This is a genomic window from Pseudoxanthomonas wuyuanensis (genome assembly GCF_900215535.1).
GTDB lineage: Bacteria > Pseudomonadota > Gammaproteobacteria > Xanthomonadales > Xanthomonadaceae > Pseudoxanthomonas_A > Pseudoxanthomonas_A wuyuanensis.
This window is the reverse complement of the sequence record NZ_OCND01000004.1, coordinates 153,776-167,416: the sequence shown is the minus strand read 5'-3', so window position 1 is coordinate 167,416 and position 13,641 is coordinate 153,776. Positions and strand designations below refer to the sequence as shown.

15 protein-coding genes are annotated in these 13,641 nt (G+C 66.1%); 6 read left to right on the top strand and 9 right to left on the bottom strand.

All coding sequences use genetic code 11. From position 1 onward, the window contains the following. Positions 1-70: 70 nt before the first annotated feature. Positions 71-2,230, bottom strand: a complete 2,160-nt coding sequence (locus CRO39_RS10085) for a TonB-dependent receptor (protein WP_425479687.1) — start codon at positions 2,228-2,230, stop codon at positions 71-73. A gap of 100 nt (positions 2,231-2,330) precedes the next feature. Here CRO39_RS10085 and CRO39_RS10080 point away from each other — a divergent pair, with 100 nt between their 5' ends. Then, a complete protein-coding gene (locus CRO39_RS10080; protein WP_097122012.1) occupies positions 2,331-2,738 on the top strand; it encodes a MerC domain-containing protein in 408 nt (135 codons plus the stop codon). Between the two features lie 134 nt (positions 2,739-2,872). Further along, positions 2,873-3,052: a 30S ribosomal protein THX gene (locus CRO39_RS10075; RefSeq protein WP_097121794.1), complete on the top strand. Its 180-nt coding sequence runs from the start codon at positions 2,873-2,875 to the stop codon at positions 3,050-3,052. Between the two features lie 73 nt (positions 3,053-3,125). On the opposite strand, the gene hutI is transcribed toward CRO39_RS10075, so the two are convergent. Next, on the bottom strand, positions 3,126-4,358 hold the full coding sequence (gene hutI, locus CRO39_RS10070) for an imidazolonepropionase (RefSeq protein ID WP_097122011.1): 1,233 nt from the start codon (positions 4,356-4,358) through the stop codon (positions 3,126-3,128). 52 nt (positions 4,359-4,410) lie between these two features. Here hutI and CRO39_RS10065 point away from each other — a divergent pair, with 52 nt between their 5' ends. Next, on the top strand, positions 4,411-5,688 hold the full coding sequence (locus CRO39_RS10065; RefSeq protein WP_097121792.1) for a formimidoylglutamate deiminase: 1,278 nt from the start codon (positions 4,411-4,413) through the stop codon (positions 5,686-5,688). Positions 5,689-5,778: 90 nt separating this feature from the next. On the opposite strand, the gene CRO39_RS10060 is transcribed toward CRO39_RS10065, so the two are convergent. From CRO39_RS10060 to CRO39_RS10050, 3 genes are read right to left on the bottom strand one after another with little or no spacing between them, the layout of a single operon-like run. Beyond that, positions 5,779-6,276 (bottom strand): methylated-DNA--[protein]-cysteine S-methyltransferase, encoded by a 498-nt coding sequence (locus CRO39_RS10060; protein ID WP_097121791.1) that lies wholly within the window; start codon positions 6,274-6,276, stop codon positions 5,779-5,781. A 51-nt stretch (positions 6,277-6,327) separates the two neighbouring features. Then, complete coding sequence (locus tag CRO39_RS10055) at positions 6,328-7,854, bottom strand: DNA-3-methyladenine glycosylase 2 family protein (protein WP_097121790.1); 1,527 nt, start codon at positions 7,852-7,854, stop codon at positions 6,328-6,330. A 49-nt stretch (positions 7,855-7,903) separates the two neighbouring features. Continuing rightward, the gene (locus tag CRO39_RS10050) at positions 7,904-9,163 is read right to left on the bottom strand and encodes an alkaline phosphatase family protein (protein WP_097121788.1); all 1,260 of its coding nucleotides are present in this window, start codon (positions 9,161-9,163) and stop codon (positions 7,904-7,906) included. 83 nt (positions 9,164-9,246) lie between these two features. Here CRO39_RS10050 and CRO39_RS10045 point away from each other — a divergent pair, with 83 nt between their 5' ends. After that, complete coding sequence (locus CRO39_RS10045; RefSeq protein ID WP_097121786.1) at positions 9,247-9,756, top strand: DUF4440 domain-containing protein; 510 nt, start codon at positions 9,247-9,249, stop codon at positions 9,754-9,756. Positions 9,757-9,893: 137 nt separating this feature from the next. Beyond that, positions 9,894-10,235 carry a hypothetical protein gene (locus tag CRO39_RS10040; RefSeq protein WP_097121784.1) on the top strand — a complete coding sequence of 114 codons (342 nt, stop codon included), beginning with the start codon at positions 9,894-9,896 and terminating at the stop codon, positions 10,233-10,235. A gap of 88 nt (positions 10,236-10,323) precedes the next feature. On the opposite strand, the gene CRO39_RS10035 is transcribed toward CRO39_RS10040, so the two are convergent. Then, complete coding sequence (locus CRO39_RS10035) at positions 10,324-11,070, bottom strand: ThuA domain-containing protein (protein ID WP_097122010.1); 747 nt, start codon at positions 11,068-11,070, stop codon at positions 10,324-10,326. A 295-nt stretch (positions 11,071-11,365) separates the two neighbouring features. Here CRO39_RS10035 and CRO39_RS10030 point away from each other — a divergent pair, with 295 nt between their 5' ends. After that, positions 11,366-11,755 (top strand): YbjQ family protein, encoded by a 390-nt coding sequence (locus tag CRO39_RS10030; RefSeq protein WP_097121783.1) that lies wholly within the window; start codon positions 11,366-11,368, stop codon positions 11,753-11,755. 152 nt (positions 11,756-11,907) lie between these two features. Here the strand turns inward: CRO39_RS10030 and CRO39_RS10025 are convergent, their stop codons facing one another. The 3 genes from CRO39_RS10025 to CRO39_RS10015 form a co-directional block, all read right to left on the bottom strand. Continuing rightward, positions 11,908-12,414 carry an SRPBCC family protein gene (locus CRO39_RS10025; protein WP_238394590.1) on the bottom strand — a complete coding sequence of 169 codons (507 nt, stop codon included), beginning with the start codon at positions 12,412-12,414 and terminating at the stop codon, positions 11,908-11,910. A 94-nt stretch (positions 12,415-12,508) separates the two neighbouring features. Next, positions 12,509-12,814, bottom strand: coding sequence for a DUF6958 family protein (locus CRO39_RS10020; protein WP_097121778.1), 306 nt, complete (start codon positions 12,812-12,814; stop codon positions 12,509-12,511). Positions 12,815-12,951: 137 nt separating this feature from the next. Then, the gene (locus tag CRO39_RS10015) at positions 12,952-13,545 is read right to left on the bottom strand and encodes a YceI family protein (RefSeq protein WP_097121777.1); all 594 of its coding nucleotides are present in this window, start codon (positions 13,543-13,545) and stop codon (positions 12,952-12,954) included. Positions 13,546-13,641 lie beyond the last annotated feature (96 nt).

The window sequence follows — 13,641 nt, the reverse complement described above, 5'->3', positions numbered from 1 at the left end:
CACGCGCCAGTACGCAGAAAGGCGGCTGCCATACCGGCCAGCCGCCCCCGGAGAGACCGTTCGCTGCCGATCAGAAGTAGGCGCGGATGCCGAAGCCGACGCCGCGCCCCGGCAACGGCGCATAGTCGCGCAGCAGTGAGGTATGCGGGCGGGCTTCCTTGTCGGTCAGGTTGCGGCCGTCCAGGAACACTTCCCAGCTCGATGCCGGGCGATCCCAGCGGTAGGCCAGATGCGCGTCCACCAGCGTGTAGCCCGGGCTGGGTTCCTCGTTGTCGGCCACATCGTCCTGCTTGTTGTAACGCACCGCGCCCAGCGAGGCGCGCCAGCCGCCCAGCGACCAGTTCAGGTCGGCGCCGAAACGCGACGGGGCGATACGGGGCAGGTAACCGCCCTGGGCCAGGTCGACCTGGTAAGCGTGCGTGTGATCGCCATGCGGGACTTCGAATGCCACCTGGCGGGTGCCGCTGCCGTCCAGTTCCGCGCGCACGTAATCGCCGAACACGCGCAGATCCCAGGCGCCGGCGCTGGAGTCGGCCAGAGCGATGCGGGCTTCGGCCTCGGCACCGCGGAAGGTGGCATCGGCCTGTGTCCACAGGCGCACCGGGAAACCTTCTTCGGCGACGCCGGTATCGGCCAGGTAGATGAAATCGTCGAAGTTGGTCTGGTAGACGGCGAACTTCATGTCGACGCGGTCGGTATGCCAGTGCAGGCCGATTTCGCCGCGCAGGCCCTTTTCGGTGCTCAGATCCTGATCGCCGATCTCGATCGATTGCGTGGCCACATGCACGCCGCCGGCGAACAGTTCCTCGTTGGTCGGCGCGCGCTCGGAGCGGTCCACGCCAAAACGCAGATCGAAACCGTCGCTGATGCGCCAGATGGCCGCCGCCGACAGGTTGCTGGCGCTGAAATCCCTGGAGCCGCGATCGGCCGGATCCAGTTCGACGCGGTCGTAGCGCCCGCCCAGTTCCAGTTTCAGTGCGCCGAAATCCTTCTCCTGCAGCACGAATACGCCCAGCGTGTCGGTGGTGGTCGACGGCACGAACGCTTCCTCGCCGACCGCGCCGAAATCGGTGCTGCCGAGCTGCACGCCGAACGCGCCGCGCCAGCCGTTCCATTCCTTCTGCACCGCTTCCAACCGTGCCTCGTAGCCCTTGTTGGTGAAGCGGGTGGACGGCGTGCCGCCTTCCAGTTCGACGTGTTCGTAATCGTTGTGCGCGGCGCGCAGGTTGATGCTTTGCAGGAACGACAGCGGCTCGTAGATGCCGGCCTTCATGTCGATGCGGTTCTGCACCAGGTCGATGCGCACGTCGCCTTCTTCCTCGTGCGCTTCATCGCCGTCGTCGTCATCGTGGTCATGGTCGTCTTCGGCATGCTCGTGGGCGCCGCCGGGAATGCCGTAGTTGTTGCGGTAGGTGCTGGCGGCGATGCCGAAGTAACCAGCTTCGCCCAGCCAGGTCGCGCCGATGGCGCCGGCGCGGGTGCGGATGGAACTGTTGGGCAGCTTGCCCTTTACCTGCTCTTCTTCTTCGTGATCTTCTTCTTCCTCATCATGATCGTCGTGCTCGACGATGGCATAGCCGGGGATGTCGTAATCGTCGGTGTTTCGGATCATGCCATCGACATGCAGCACCCAGTTGCCGTTGACGCCGTCCAGGCGGAACATGCCGGTGCGTTCGTTGTTGACGCTGTTGCCGCTGACTTCGGCGCGTCCGCTGAGCGGAGTGTCGGGCAACTGATCGGGCAGGCGGCCGTCGACCACGTTGACCGCGCCGCCGATTGCGCCGCTGCCGAACAGCAATGTCGCTGGCCCCTTCAATACTTCGATCTGGTCGGCCAGGAACGGTTCGATGCTGACCGCGTGATCGGCGCTGACCGTGGAGGCGTCCATCGAGCCCAGGCCGCCGGACAGCACCTGCACGCGCGGGCCTTCCTGGCCGCGGATGATCGGCCGGCCGACGCCGGTGCCGAAATAGGTCGTCTGCACGCCGGGCAGCTTGGCCACGGTATCGCCCAGGGTGGCGGCCTTGTTCCGGTCCAGTTCGTCGCCATACAGCACCTCGACCGGGGTGGCGACCGATTCGGCGCTGCCCTTCAGCGGCGAGGCGGTGACCACCACCGCCTTCAGGTCGGTGGCCTGGCTGGCGGCATTCTGGGCAAGAACGGTCGGAGCGGCCAGGGCCAATGCCAGGGCGGAGGCGAGCAGGTGGGGGGACGGAACGCGATGACGCATCGATTTCATGGGGGCGGGGGACTCGGTGGAAGTAAGTTGACTAATGTTATAATATACCAACCGTGAAGACGCACCTGCCCCGAAAGTCATGGCCAAGCAGATGAAATCCAGGTTCCGCTCGCTTGTCGACGGTTTCGCCGCGACCGGGTCGATGATCTGCGCGCTGCATTGCGCGTTGACGCCGTTGCTGCTGGCGGTCATTCCTTCGCTGGGCCTGTCGCTGTGGCTGGGAGACGGTTTCGAACGCGGCTTTGTCGTGTTCGTCACCGTGCTTGGCCTGTTCAGTCTGGTCTGGGGTTATCGCCGCCACCGCGTGTTTCGCGCGCTGGGCATGTTGCTGACCGGGCTGGCGGCCTTGTGGGCTGGCGTGCTGTACGCGCCGTTGCACGAATCGGCGGTACCGCACGCGGTGGTCATGACGTTGGGCGGCACGCTGGTCGGGCTGGCGCACCTGCTCAATCTGCGGCTGAACCACTGGCATGTGCACGACGCCAGCTGCGCCCACTGATGCGCTTCCCACAATGCTTTCCGGCCGCGCTGTGATAGGCTTTCCGGTCTAGCGCAGGGCGCTGTGGCAGGCGAATCCCTTCGCAGGGGCCCGGACTTCCCTGTACGGACATCATCAGAAATTAGGAGAGCATCATGGGCAAAGGTGATCGCAAGACCGCCAAGGGCAAGCGCTACAACGCCAGCTACGGCAACGTGCGCAAGCACGTCGTGGCCAAGGCCGCTGTCGGCGCTACCGCTTCCACCGCCAAGAAGGCTGTGGTGAAGGCGCCGGCCAAGAAGGCAGTGGCCAAAAAGACGGTCGCCAAGGCGTAAGCGCCGCCATTCCGGCATCGCCGGAATGAATGAAAAACCCCGGCCGATGCCGGGGTTTTTTGTTGCCCAACGGTCAGCCGACGCGCTGCCCGCCTACGTAGACCCCGGCCATCAGGTTGCCGCCCAACCAGTAGGCCAACTGCGCCGGCTGGGTGATGTCCCACAGCGCGAAATCGGCACGCATGCCTTCGCACAGGCGGCCGCGGTCGTTCAGGCCCAGCGCACGCGCCGCATGCGCGGTGGTCCCGCGCAAGGCTTCCTGCGGGGTCAGCCGGAAGTGCGTGCACGCCAGCGACATCGCCAACCGCAGCGACTGCAGCGGCGCCGTGCCGGGATTGCAGTCGGTTGCCACCGCCATCGGCACGTTGTGCGTGCGGAATGCATCCAGCGGCGGCAGCCGGGTTTCGCGCAACACATGAAATGCGCCGGGCAGCAGCACCGCGACGCTGCCGGCCCGGGCCATCGCCCGCACGCCGGCCTCGGAGGTGTATTCGACATGGTCGGCCGACAGTCCGCCGAACTCGGCCACCAGCGCGGCGCCATCGCCGTCGCTGAGTTGGTCGGCATGCAGCTTGACCGGCAATCCCAGCGCGCGTGCGGCCTCGAAGACGCGCCGGGTCTGCGCGGCATCGAAACCGATCCGCTCGCAGAACGCATCCACCGCATCGACCAGGCCTTCGGCATGCAATTGCGGCAACCATTGGCAGACGGCGTCGATGTAATCGTCGGGGCGTCCGCTGAACTCCGGCGGCAGCGCATGCGCACCGAGGAAGGTGGTACGCACCGTGATGCCCAGCATCTGCCCGATGCGCCTGGCCACCCGCAGCATCTTGCGTTCGTTGTCGAAATCCAGGCCGTAGCCTGATTTGATCTCCAGCGTGGTCACGCCATCGGCCAGCAACGCGCGCGCGCGCGGCAACGATTGCGCCAACAGCTCGTCTTCGCTGGCGGCGCGGGTGGCGCGCACGGTGGAGACGATGCCGCCGCCGGCGCGCGCGATGTCCTCATAGCTGGCGCCCTGCAGCCGTTGCTCGAATTCGCCGGCGCGGTCGCCAGCGAACACGGTATGGGTATGGCAGTCGATCAGGCCGGGCGTAACCCAGCGGCCGCCGCCGGAAAGCGTTTCGTGGGCCAGCCGCGCCGGTTCGCCCGGCAATCGGGAACTGGGGCCGGCGAAGCGCAGCACCCCGTCGCGCCAGCCCAGCGCGCCGTCCTCGATGACGCCGTAGCCATCATCGCCGGCCAGCGTGACCAGTTGGACGTGGGTGAGCAGGCCATCCCAGGGAAGATCGCGCGATTCGTTCATGGCCGGATTGTAGACGGTCGCGTTCGGCGCGCGGCCGGGCGAGAATGGCGGCATGACGACAGACACCGCACGCTTGTGGACCGCCCAGGGCTGGCTGGCCGATTCCCGTTTTCCGCACGGCCATATCGTGCCGGGCATCGCCAACCTGCATTCGCACGCCTTCCAGCGGGCAATGGCCGGCCTGGCCGAACGCCAGACCCATCCGGAAGACAGCTTCTGGACCTGGCGCGAAACCATGTACCGGTTTGCCGCGCGGATGACCCCGGAAAGCACCTACGACATCGCCCGCCAGCTGTATGCCGAGATGCTGGAGGCTGGTTACACGACGGTGTGCGAATTCCATTATGTCCACCACCAGCCCGACGGCAGGCCCTATGCCGACCCGGCGGCGATGTCGCGCGCGCTGATTGCCGCCGCACGCGACACCGGCATCCGCCTGACCCTGTTGCCGGTGCTGTACATGACCGGCGGTTTCGACGGCCGCGCACTGTCCGAACGCCAGCGCCGCTTCGGCCATGATGTGGAAGGCTTCCTGCGCCTGCTGGATGGACTGAAATCCGAACAGGACGATGGCCTGCGGCTGGGTTGCGCCTTCCACAGCCTGCGCGCGGTGCCGGAAGCGGCCATGCGCGAAGTGCTGGCCGCATTGCCGGCGGAATTTCCGTTGCATATCCATATTGCCGAACAGATCGGCGAGATCCAGGACAGCCTGGCGCTCCGCGGCGCACGGCCGGTGCAATGGCTGCTGGATCATTTCGACGTCGACCGCCGCTGGACATTGGTGCATGCGACACATCTGACAGCAGAGGAAACCCGCGGGATTGCCGCCAGCGGCGCCACCGTGGCGATCTGCCCGACCACCGAAGCCAACCTGGGCGATGGCCTGTTTCCGCTGCGAGATTATCTGGCCGCCGGTGGCGGCTGGGGTATCGGCTCGGATTCGCATATTTCGGTGTCGCCGGTGGAAGAACTGCGCTGGCTGGAATACGGCCAGCGACTGGTCAGCCACCATCGCAACATCGCCGTCGGTGCAACTTCCAGCAGCGTTGGCGAAACCCTGTTGCAGGGCGTGTACGCCAGTCCTGCGCAGGCGACCGGATTCGTCGCCTGTGACGACGACTATCTGCGGCTGGACGACGAGGCACCGGCATTCGCCGGTGCCGGCGACGGCGACCGCATCGACCGCTGGATCTTCAGCGGCAACCGGCCGCTGGTGCGCGATGCGTTCGTCGCCGGCCGGCAGGTCGTGGCCGAGGGGCGCCATCGCGACCGCGATGCGATTGCCGCGCGCTATCGGCAGACATTGCAGGCGTTGTTGGACGGCACCTGATATCGCCTGCAGGAGCGATGCAAGTCGCGATGGAGCTTCCCCATGAAGGCTCATCGCGACTTACGTTGCTCCCGCAAGGAAGAATCCGCATCAGCCGAACAGATCGTCGGCCGGCAAGGCGCCTTCCAGCTTCAGCAGGTAGTGCTTGGTCGGCAGGCCGCCGCCGAAGCCGGTCAGGCTGCCGTCGGCGCCGATGACGCGATGGCAGGGCAGCACGATGGGCAACGGATTGCGGCCGTTGGCGGCGCCGACCGCGCGGGTTGCGGTCGGCTTGCCGACCCACTGCGCCAACTGCGCGTAGCTGATGGTCTGGCCGTACGGAATCGACGCCAGCATATGCCAGACCTTCCGCTGGAAATCGGTGCCCTGCGGCGCCAGCGGCAGATCGAAATCCTGGCGCTCGCCGGCGAAGTATTCTTGCAGTTGCGCATGCGCGGCCTGCAGCAGCGGATGATCGCCTTGCTGCCATTGGTCGAGTTGCGCCATCGGATGGCGCGGCGAATGGAATTCGATCAGGCGCAGGCCTTCGTCGTCGGCGGCCAGCAGCAGCGGGCCGACTGGGCTGTCGATGCGTTGGTGGAAGATCATGGCGAGGTCTCCGGGGCTCGGTCCAGGCATTTCATTCTTTGTGGGAGCGACTCACGTCGCTCCCACGGGGGTTTTCGCTGGGGCTTTTGCCGCCGGCATGCTGTCGCGCCACAACTGGATGACTGCGTAGGCGCGCCAGGGCCGCCAGCTTTCGGCGCGCGCAGTCAGCGCTTTGGCGGTCATCCGGCCCCCGTCTGTCGGTACCGCTTTCTGCAGCACCAGATCGTCGGCCGGAAACGCATCCGGATGCCCGGTGGCGCGCAGTGCGATGTAGTTGGCGGTCCATGGGCCGATACCGGGCAGGGCGACCCAGCGCGAGACCAGATCTTCCAGCGTGCGCTCGGCGCGAAAATCCACGCGGCCGTCCAGCAGCGCACGCGCCACCGTGTTCACCGTTGCCGCGCGCGCGCGGGTCAGTCCTATCGCGGTCAGATCCGCATCGGCCAACGCTTCCGGCGTTGGAAACAGATGCACCAGATCCGCTGAAAACGGCGTCGGCAATGCCGTGCCGAAGCGTTGCGCCAGCCGCGCGGTCAATGTGCGCGCAGCGGCTACGCTGACCTGCTGGCCGATAATCGCGCGCACCGCGATCTCAAAGCCATCCCAGCCGCTGGGAAGGCGCAATCCGGGCCGCTTCTTCAGCAGCGGCCGCAGCCGCGGGTCGACCGACAACGCCTTCGCTATGGCCTGCGGATCGGCATCCAGATCGAACATCCGCCGCAGCCGGTGCACGATGGCCAGCAAATCGGCCGGCAATGCGCCATGCAATTGCAGCTTCAGCGCATGTTCGCCGGTTTTTGCGCTGGACGGCGATGCGTTGACCCGCAGCCAGCCCGGTGCGGAGGCCGTACCGATGACGCGTGCGTAGCCGTTTTCGTCCACCGCTTCCACGCCGGGCAACGCGCGTCCGCGCAAGAAATCCAGCATCGCCGCAAAATCATAGGGCGGCCGGTAGCCCAGGCGCAGCGTCAGCGTTCCGCTCGCCGTCGCGCCCGCGCCTTCGCGCTTGCGCAAATCGCGCGGCGCCATCCGGTATTCGTCGCGGAAGGTGGTGTTGAAGCGGGTCAGGCTGCCGAAACCCGCGGCCAATGCCACCTGGGTGATCGGCAGATCGGTCTCGGTCAGCAATTGCTTGGCGAACAATAGCCGGCGCGTGCCATGCACGCCGATAGGGGTGGCACCCAGTTTGTCGCTGAACAAACGCCGCAACTGGCGTTCGCCCAGACCGACTTTTCCGGCCAGTTCGGCCAGCGATGATTCGGCCAGTGCGCCGGCTTCGATCAATTTCAATGCGCGCGCCACCGCCGCATCGCCGCGCCGCCAACTGCCGTCGGCGGGCGAGAGTTCGGGACGGCAGCGCAGGCATGGCCGGAAACCGGCGGCTTCGGCCGCGGCGGCATTGCGGTAGTAGACGATGTTGGACGGCTTGGGCGACGGTGCCGGGCATACCGGCCGGCAATAGATGCGGGTGCTGGTGACGGCGATGAAGAACAGTCCGTCGAAGCGCGCATCGCGGCTCAGCCGCGCCTGCTCGCAGACGCGGAGATCCAGCGGGTCAAGGGCGGGAGCAGGCAGCATGGGAGCAGGCTAACACCGCAGCGCGGGCCCGACTCACCGTTTTCGGACATCAATGATCGCGTGCGGAAGCGTCGTTCAGGACCGGTAGCAGGGTCTGCGGATTGCCGTCGTTGGGCGCCGCTTCGATTCCCAGCAATCGCGTCAGCAACGGGTAGACATCGACATTGTCGAAACCCGGCACGCTGATGCCGCTGCGGAAGGCCGGGCCGCGCGCAAGGAAGATCGCCCGCATCGATGGCAACGCCGGGTCGTAGCCGTGCGAGCCGCCGCCTTGCCAGCCCATGTCGATCCAGCGACGCAGCGAAGCGCGCTTGACCAGCAGCCAGCCTTCATCGGCCTGGCAGACGATGGCGGGAATGCGCGGATGACTGCCGTAGCGCCAGCGCGCCGGCAGTTCCCGTTTGCGCCAGCATTGCGCATGGCCGTGGTCGCGCAGCAATTGCCGCTCCGCGCTGGTTTCGCGTCCCGGCTTGGGCGCAAAACCGGCCACCTGTCCGGTAGTGACGACGACGGCGTCGTCCGGCGACACCATGTCTTCCACCGCGATGGCGCGCTGCGGCGAAGTCGCCGCCATGCCGTGATCGGACACCACGATCAGATTGACGCGGTCCAGTTGCCCGCGTGCCTGCAGGCCCGACAGCAGCCGGCCAAGTGCCGCGTCCACGTCGCGCAGCGTCTGATTGACGCGAGCCGAATCCGGGCCGTCGTCGTGGCCGGCGGTATCGACATGTTCGAAGTACAGCGTCACCAGACGCGGGCGCTCGGACGGCGGCAATGCCAGCCAGTCCAGCACCTGATCCACGCGCCGCTGCATCGGCAGATCCTTGTCGAACGGACGCCATTGCCACGGCCGCACGCCTTGCACGGCCGCTTCCGAACCGGGCCAGAACATCGTCGCAGTGCGCATGCCGGCCTTTTCCGCCGCCACCCAGATCGGTTCGCCGCTCCACCAGCGCCCATCGCCGACCGCCTCGCGGTTGCTGAGCGTGAAATCGCCCAGGTCCTTGTCCCACATCGTGTTGTTGATGATGCCGTGGCGGTCCGGGCGCAATCCGGTTACCAGTGTGTAATGGTTGGGAAAGGTCAGCGACGGGTAGGACGGCGCCATCCATTCGGCGTGGACGCCTTCGCGGGCGATGCGGTCCAGATGGGGAGTCAGGCCGCGTTGCAGATATTCGGCGCGCACGCCATCCAGCGAGATCAGCAGCAAGGGTGTGGCGTCGTCGGCAGGGCGGGGCGGGGCGCTGGCGCAGGCGCTCAACAGCAGCAGTACGGCCAGCCAGGCGCCCCTGACCATTGGCAGGTGCATAGGCGATGAAAAAGGAATGGAATCATGAAAGCTTGGCAGAATTCGGAGAAATCCGCATGACATCGCCGTTGCGACTTTGGTGCATGGCCTTACTGTTGGCGGTGGCTGCGGCCCCGGTTCCATCGCTGGCGGCGGAGCGGGCGCAAACGCCGTCCCCCGACGCCCGTTGCCAGGTCTGGGCGCGCGAACTCAGCTTTGCGCAATCGGTGCTGGACCACGATGCCGCCGCTTTTGCGGCACACCTGCATCCGCAGGCGGCCTTCGGCGTCAGCGGCAAGCCGACGCTCGGACGCGCCGCCATTGCCGAAGAATGGGCCGGCATCATCGACGGCAGCGCGCTGAGCCTGGACTGGTATCCATCGGTGGTGACCATCGGCGGAGATGGCGAAACCGCCTATTCCAGCGGACCGGCGCTGTACCAGGATCCCAAGACCGGGGCTGCCCGGCTGGGTCGCTTCGGCTCGGTCTGGCAGCGCGGCGGCGACGGCAGCTGGTATGTCATCTTCGACGACGGCATCCGCCCCGAGCCGGCCGATGCGGCGGCGGTGCAGGCCTTCCGCCAGGGCCGGCGCGCCGATTGCCCGCCGGCCTGACGGCCGTAGGGCCCGTTGGGGGCCGCACGCGCGTTCTGAGCCATAACACGCTTTAAACGCCGGAACCGCCCGGGGCTGCCGGCTGTCGCGAATCGGCGTATATCTTGGCCATCCCTCACCGATGCCGAGGAATCGCCATGAAACGCCTTGTTCCGCTGTCCCTGCTTTCCGTGTTGTGCGCCGCGGTTTTTGCCGTCAGCGCACAGACGCCTGCTGCCGAGCCGGCCGCAATCGCGCAGCCGGCGCCGGCCACCGCCGCCGAGCCGGTCGCCACCGAAGACGCCATCGCCGAAGACAAGGCCAAGCGCATCAGCGATACGCATTGCGTGCGCGAAACCGGTAGCCGCATTACCCGCCGCGGCGACAAGGGCCGTTGCAACGCCTTGCCCGGCCGTTCCTACAGCAAGGAAGATATCGACGGCACCGGCCATACCAATCTGGCCGATGCCCTGCGCACGTTGGACCCGAGCATCCAGTAATCGTTCAGCCCGGGGGGATCCAGTCAGAACGCCCGGCCATGCCGGGCGTTCTGCTGTCAGGACATCGCGTGCCGAATTCGCGGGAGTTTCAGCATTCCGGCGCCAATCCGGCCGCATAGCGCAGCCCACGGCGCAACTGGGCCTGAAATACGGTGTCCTCGTACATTGCCGCATCGTGGCCCAGGCCCGTGTACCACGCGCGGCCGCCGGAATAGGCGTGGCACCAGGCGATCGGATGATCCTCGCCCATCGTGCCGCCTTCGTAATCGTCTTCGTCGACGGTAGCCAGCACCGTCACCTGCTCGCGCGGATTGCTGCGGTAGTTGTAGATCTCGTCGGTGACGGTCCAGTCGGAGGGGGCATCTGCAGCCCCGGATTCGAAGACGACCCGGGTAGTCTGCAAGCCCGGCGGATGACTGTGGAACCATGCTCCGACCAGGCCGCCATACCAGGGCCATTCCTTCTCGGTGTCGGCGGCCGAATGCACGCCCATGAAGCCGCCGCCGTTGCCGACGAATTCCTCCAGCGCCTTCTGTTGCGGCTCGTCCAGCACATCGCCGGTGGTATTGGCGAATACCACCGCGCGGTAGCGCGAAAGGTTGGCTGCGGTGAATGCCGATGCGTCTTCGCCGCGATCGACCGCCAATGATTCCTGCGCGGCCAGCCGCTGCAGTGCAGCAACCGCGACCGGTATCGAATCGTGGCGGAATTCGGCGGTCTTGCTGAAAATCAGCACGCGTGCAGGTTCAGCAGCTTGTGCAGCGCCTGGCGCCATCAGACAGAGCAGGGCACCCAGCAGGCGGGCGGCGGATATCGGCGAGTTCGGTCGGTTCATGGCCGAAGTCTGCCACAGCTGGCGCCGCCCGGCTGTGGCCATGCCGTTCGCCATGAAGGGGCGCCATCCCTGGCCTGCATGCCTGGATCCTACGGCTCGCCGATCCAGCCGGTAGTGGCGGGGCCGTTTATCGCTTCCCTCGATGTCGCCAGCGGGTCCACCTGGCGGCCCCGGACTGACGGCAGAGCCGGTCCCAAGCCGTACCGACTCGCGCAACCACCGGCAGGCGGGGCGATACCCGTCGCAAGGAAACCGTAAGATGGTCCGGGCATTTTCCCGCAGGACAGCAAGATCGATGGCCGATCCCTACAATTCCTCGCCAGCGGGCCTTGCGCGCGCGCTATTGCTTGGCGACAGCATGGTCACCACCGCCATGGAACTGCCGGCTTGCCGGGTGGTGCGCAGCCTGGGCATCGTGCGCGGCATCACCGTGCGTTCGCGCTCGATCTTCGGCAACCTGCTGGGCGGCCTGCAGACGCTGTTCGGCGGAAATATCACCATCTACACCGAACTGTGCGAACAGGCACGCATGGAAACCTACCGCGACATGCTGGCCCATGCGCGCGCGCTGGGCGCCAATGCCATCATCGGCGTGCGCTACGACGCCACCGAGTTGATGTCCGGACTGACCGAAGTCCTCTGCTATGGCACTGCGGTGATAGTGGAATCCGATAGTACCCGCTAACCCGGCCCGGGCAACGGACGGGTGAACGCACCGGCGGCTGGTTGCCTGATCCCACGCGTCATGGCTGGCGGTGCAACGGGCCGCGCGCAAACGCTGCAGGCAACGAGCGCCGTCTAAGCTCGCCCGTTGCACCGGATGCGCAATGGAGCAGCTTAGCCCGCGCCGTGGCTGGTTCCGACGTAGCGTCCGAAGCTGTCGAGGATGGATTGCCAGCCCTGCTGCTGTATCTCGGGAGAGTTTTCGGTTTCGGCATCGAAAACCACGCGGACCAAAACGCCGTCGGCCCCATCCTCGAAATGCACAGCGACCTCGCGGCCATCGCTCATGCGGTATTCGATCAGTTGCTGCGGCACCACGCGGGTATAAGTGCCTTCGAAGTCGAAGCCCATGCTGCCGTCCTTTGCCTCCATGCGCGTGCTGAAAGTTCCGCCCTCGCGCAGATCGACGCGGCAGTGCGGCGTATGCCAGTCGTCGGAGGCGCTGTTCCACTGGGTTATGTCGTCCGGATTGCTGTAGGCGGACCAGACGGCATCGATATTGGAGCGTACTTGGGTTTGGACGGTGATTTTCATCGGGTTCCTCGTGGGTTGTGGATGAATGGCGTGGCGCCATCGGCGGCTTTCATCAATACGACGAATCAGCGCAAGCGTAATCGACAACGTGCTGGTGGCGCCGGCAGGGAAACGGCGCCACAGCTTCGCCGACGCGGCCGGCCTAGCGTGCCAGCCGTTGCCGCGGCAACTGCCGCATGCGCTATCCGAGCCGGATCAATCGCAGCGGCTTGGTCTGTTCCCTGGCGATGATGCCTTTGGCTTCGAGGTCGAGTTGAACGGCCTTCAGCCACCATCCGGCCTTGGCGCCTCCGGGAAACAAGGTTTCCGACAGGTGCGGCAACAGGCTTGCCTTGGTTTCGGCAACCGTAAGGCCGGGAGTTGCCTGCGGCAATACGGCCAGCACCACCGCTTTCATGGCTTCGTATTTGTCAGCATCGACCCGCTGGGTGCGCCCCGGGCTCTTCGCATTCTCGATTTCGATCTTCCTTACCGATTGTTTTGTCATTGCGGCCTTCTTGTGACTGGATTGAGTTTGGGTAAGCCGGAACCCGCATAACGGATTTTGCCGAACGCGTATCTGGGCCGGGAAGCCGTCCGGCGGAATCGCCTTCGGCGGTCCCGTCCTACCGGGCTTGCGCAAACCTAGGGCGCGGCCTCATCGGTCTTGATGTCGGCTTCCACCTGGATACGCAGGGTGATGTTCATATCGAAGCCATAGTCCCTGCCGGCGTCCAGGCCGAACTGGCTGCGGTCGAACGTGGCGTGGGCGTCGGCGCCGCACCAGTCACGCTTGTGCAGCGGATGCGGCTGGCACTTGAAGCGGTCGATGGTCAGCGTCAGCGGCCGGGTTACGCCATGCAGCGTGAGCTCGCCTTCCGCCCGGGTCGGCGCGCCGTCGCGAAAATCGGTGAGCTTGCCGCGATAGGTGGCCTCCGGGTATCTGGCGGTATCGAGGAACTGATCGCCGACCGCCCATTCATTCAGCGCGTCCAGGCCGAAGTTGATGCTGCGCGCGTCGATGGCGACCTCCACCTGACCGGTGCCGCGCTCACGATCCAGCCGCACCTCGCCGCGACTGCGGTTGAACTTGCCGCGCCAGGTGGACATGCCCATATGGTCGGCCTCGAAACTGGGGAAGGTATGCCCCGGGTCGAGCACATAGACCGTTTCGGCCGCCGAAACGGCGGTGGCAGCGAGGGCAAGAGCGAGCAGGGCGGGCAGACGGGACAAGCGCATGGTGGCAACTCCTGGGTTGGGGAACGTGGTGTTTGTCTTGACGACGAAGCAAAGGCGCCGGAATCGACATGGTGCGGACGCTGCCAGCGATTGGGG

Coding starts and splice junctions, on each gene's coding strand:
- CRO39_RS10085 (WP_425479687.1), bottom strand. CDS start 2,230: ATGCGTCATCGCGTTCCGTCCCCCCACCTGCTCGCCTCCGCCCTGGCA.
- CRO39_RS10080 (WP_097122012.1), top strand. CDS start 2,331: ATGAAATCCAGGTTCCGCTCGCTTGTCGACGGTTTCGCCGCGACCGGG.
- CRO39_RS10075 (WP_097121794.1), top strand. CDS start 2,873: ATGGGCAAAGGTGATCGCAAGACCGCCAAGGGCAAGCGCTACAACGCC.
- hutI (WP_097122011.1), bottom strand. CDS start 4,358: ATGAACGAATCGCGCGATCTTCCCTGGGATGGCCTGCTCACCCACGTC.
- CRO39_RS10065 (WP_097121792.1), top strand. CDS start 4,411: ATGACGACAGACACCGCACGCTTGTGGACCGCCCAGGGCTGGCTGGCC.
- CRO39_RS10060 (WP_097121791.1), bottom strand. CDS start 6,276: ATGATCTTCCACCAACGCATCGACAGCCCAGTCGGCCCGCTGCTGCTG.
- CRO39_RS10055 (WP_097121790.1), bottom strand. CDS start 7,854: ATGCTGCCTGCTCCCGCCCTTGACCCGCTGGATCTCCGCGTCTGCGAG.
- CRO39_RS10050 (WP_097121788.1), bottom strand. CDS start 9,163: ATGCACCTGCCAATGGTCAGGGGCGCCTGGCTGGCCGTACTGCTGCTG.
- CRO39_RS10045 (WP_097121786.1), top strand. CDS start 9,247: ATGGCCTTACTGTTGGCGGTGGCTGCGGCCCCGGTTCCATCGCTGGCG.
- CRO39_RS10040 (WP_097121784.1), top strand. CDS start 9,894: ATGAAACGCCTTGTTCCGCTGTCCCTGCTTTCCGTGTTGTGCGCCGCG.
- CRO39_RS10035 (WP_097122010.1), bottom strand. CDS start 11,070: ATGAACCGACCGAACTCGCCGATATCCGCCGCCCGCCTGCTGGGTGCC.
- CRO39_RS10030 (WP_097121783.1), top strand. CDS start 11,366: ATGGCCGATCCCTACAATTCCTCGCCAGCGGGCCTTGCGCGCGCGCTA.
- CRO39_RS10020 (WP_097121778.1), bottom strand. CDS start 12,814: ATGACAAAACAATCGGTAAGGAAGATCGAAATCGAGAATGCGAAGAGC.
- CRO39_RS10015 (WP_097121777.1), bottom strand. CDS start 13,545: ATGCGCTTGTCCCGTCTGCCCGCCCTGCTCGCTCTTGCCCTCGCTGCC.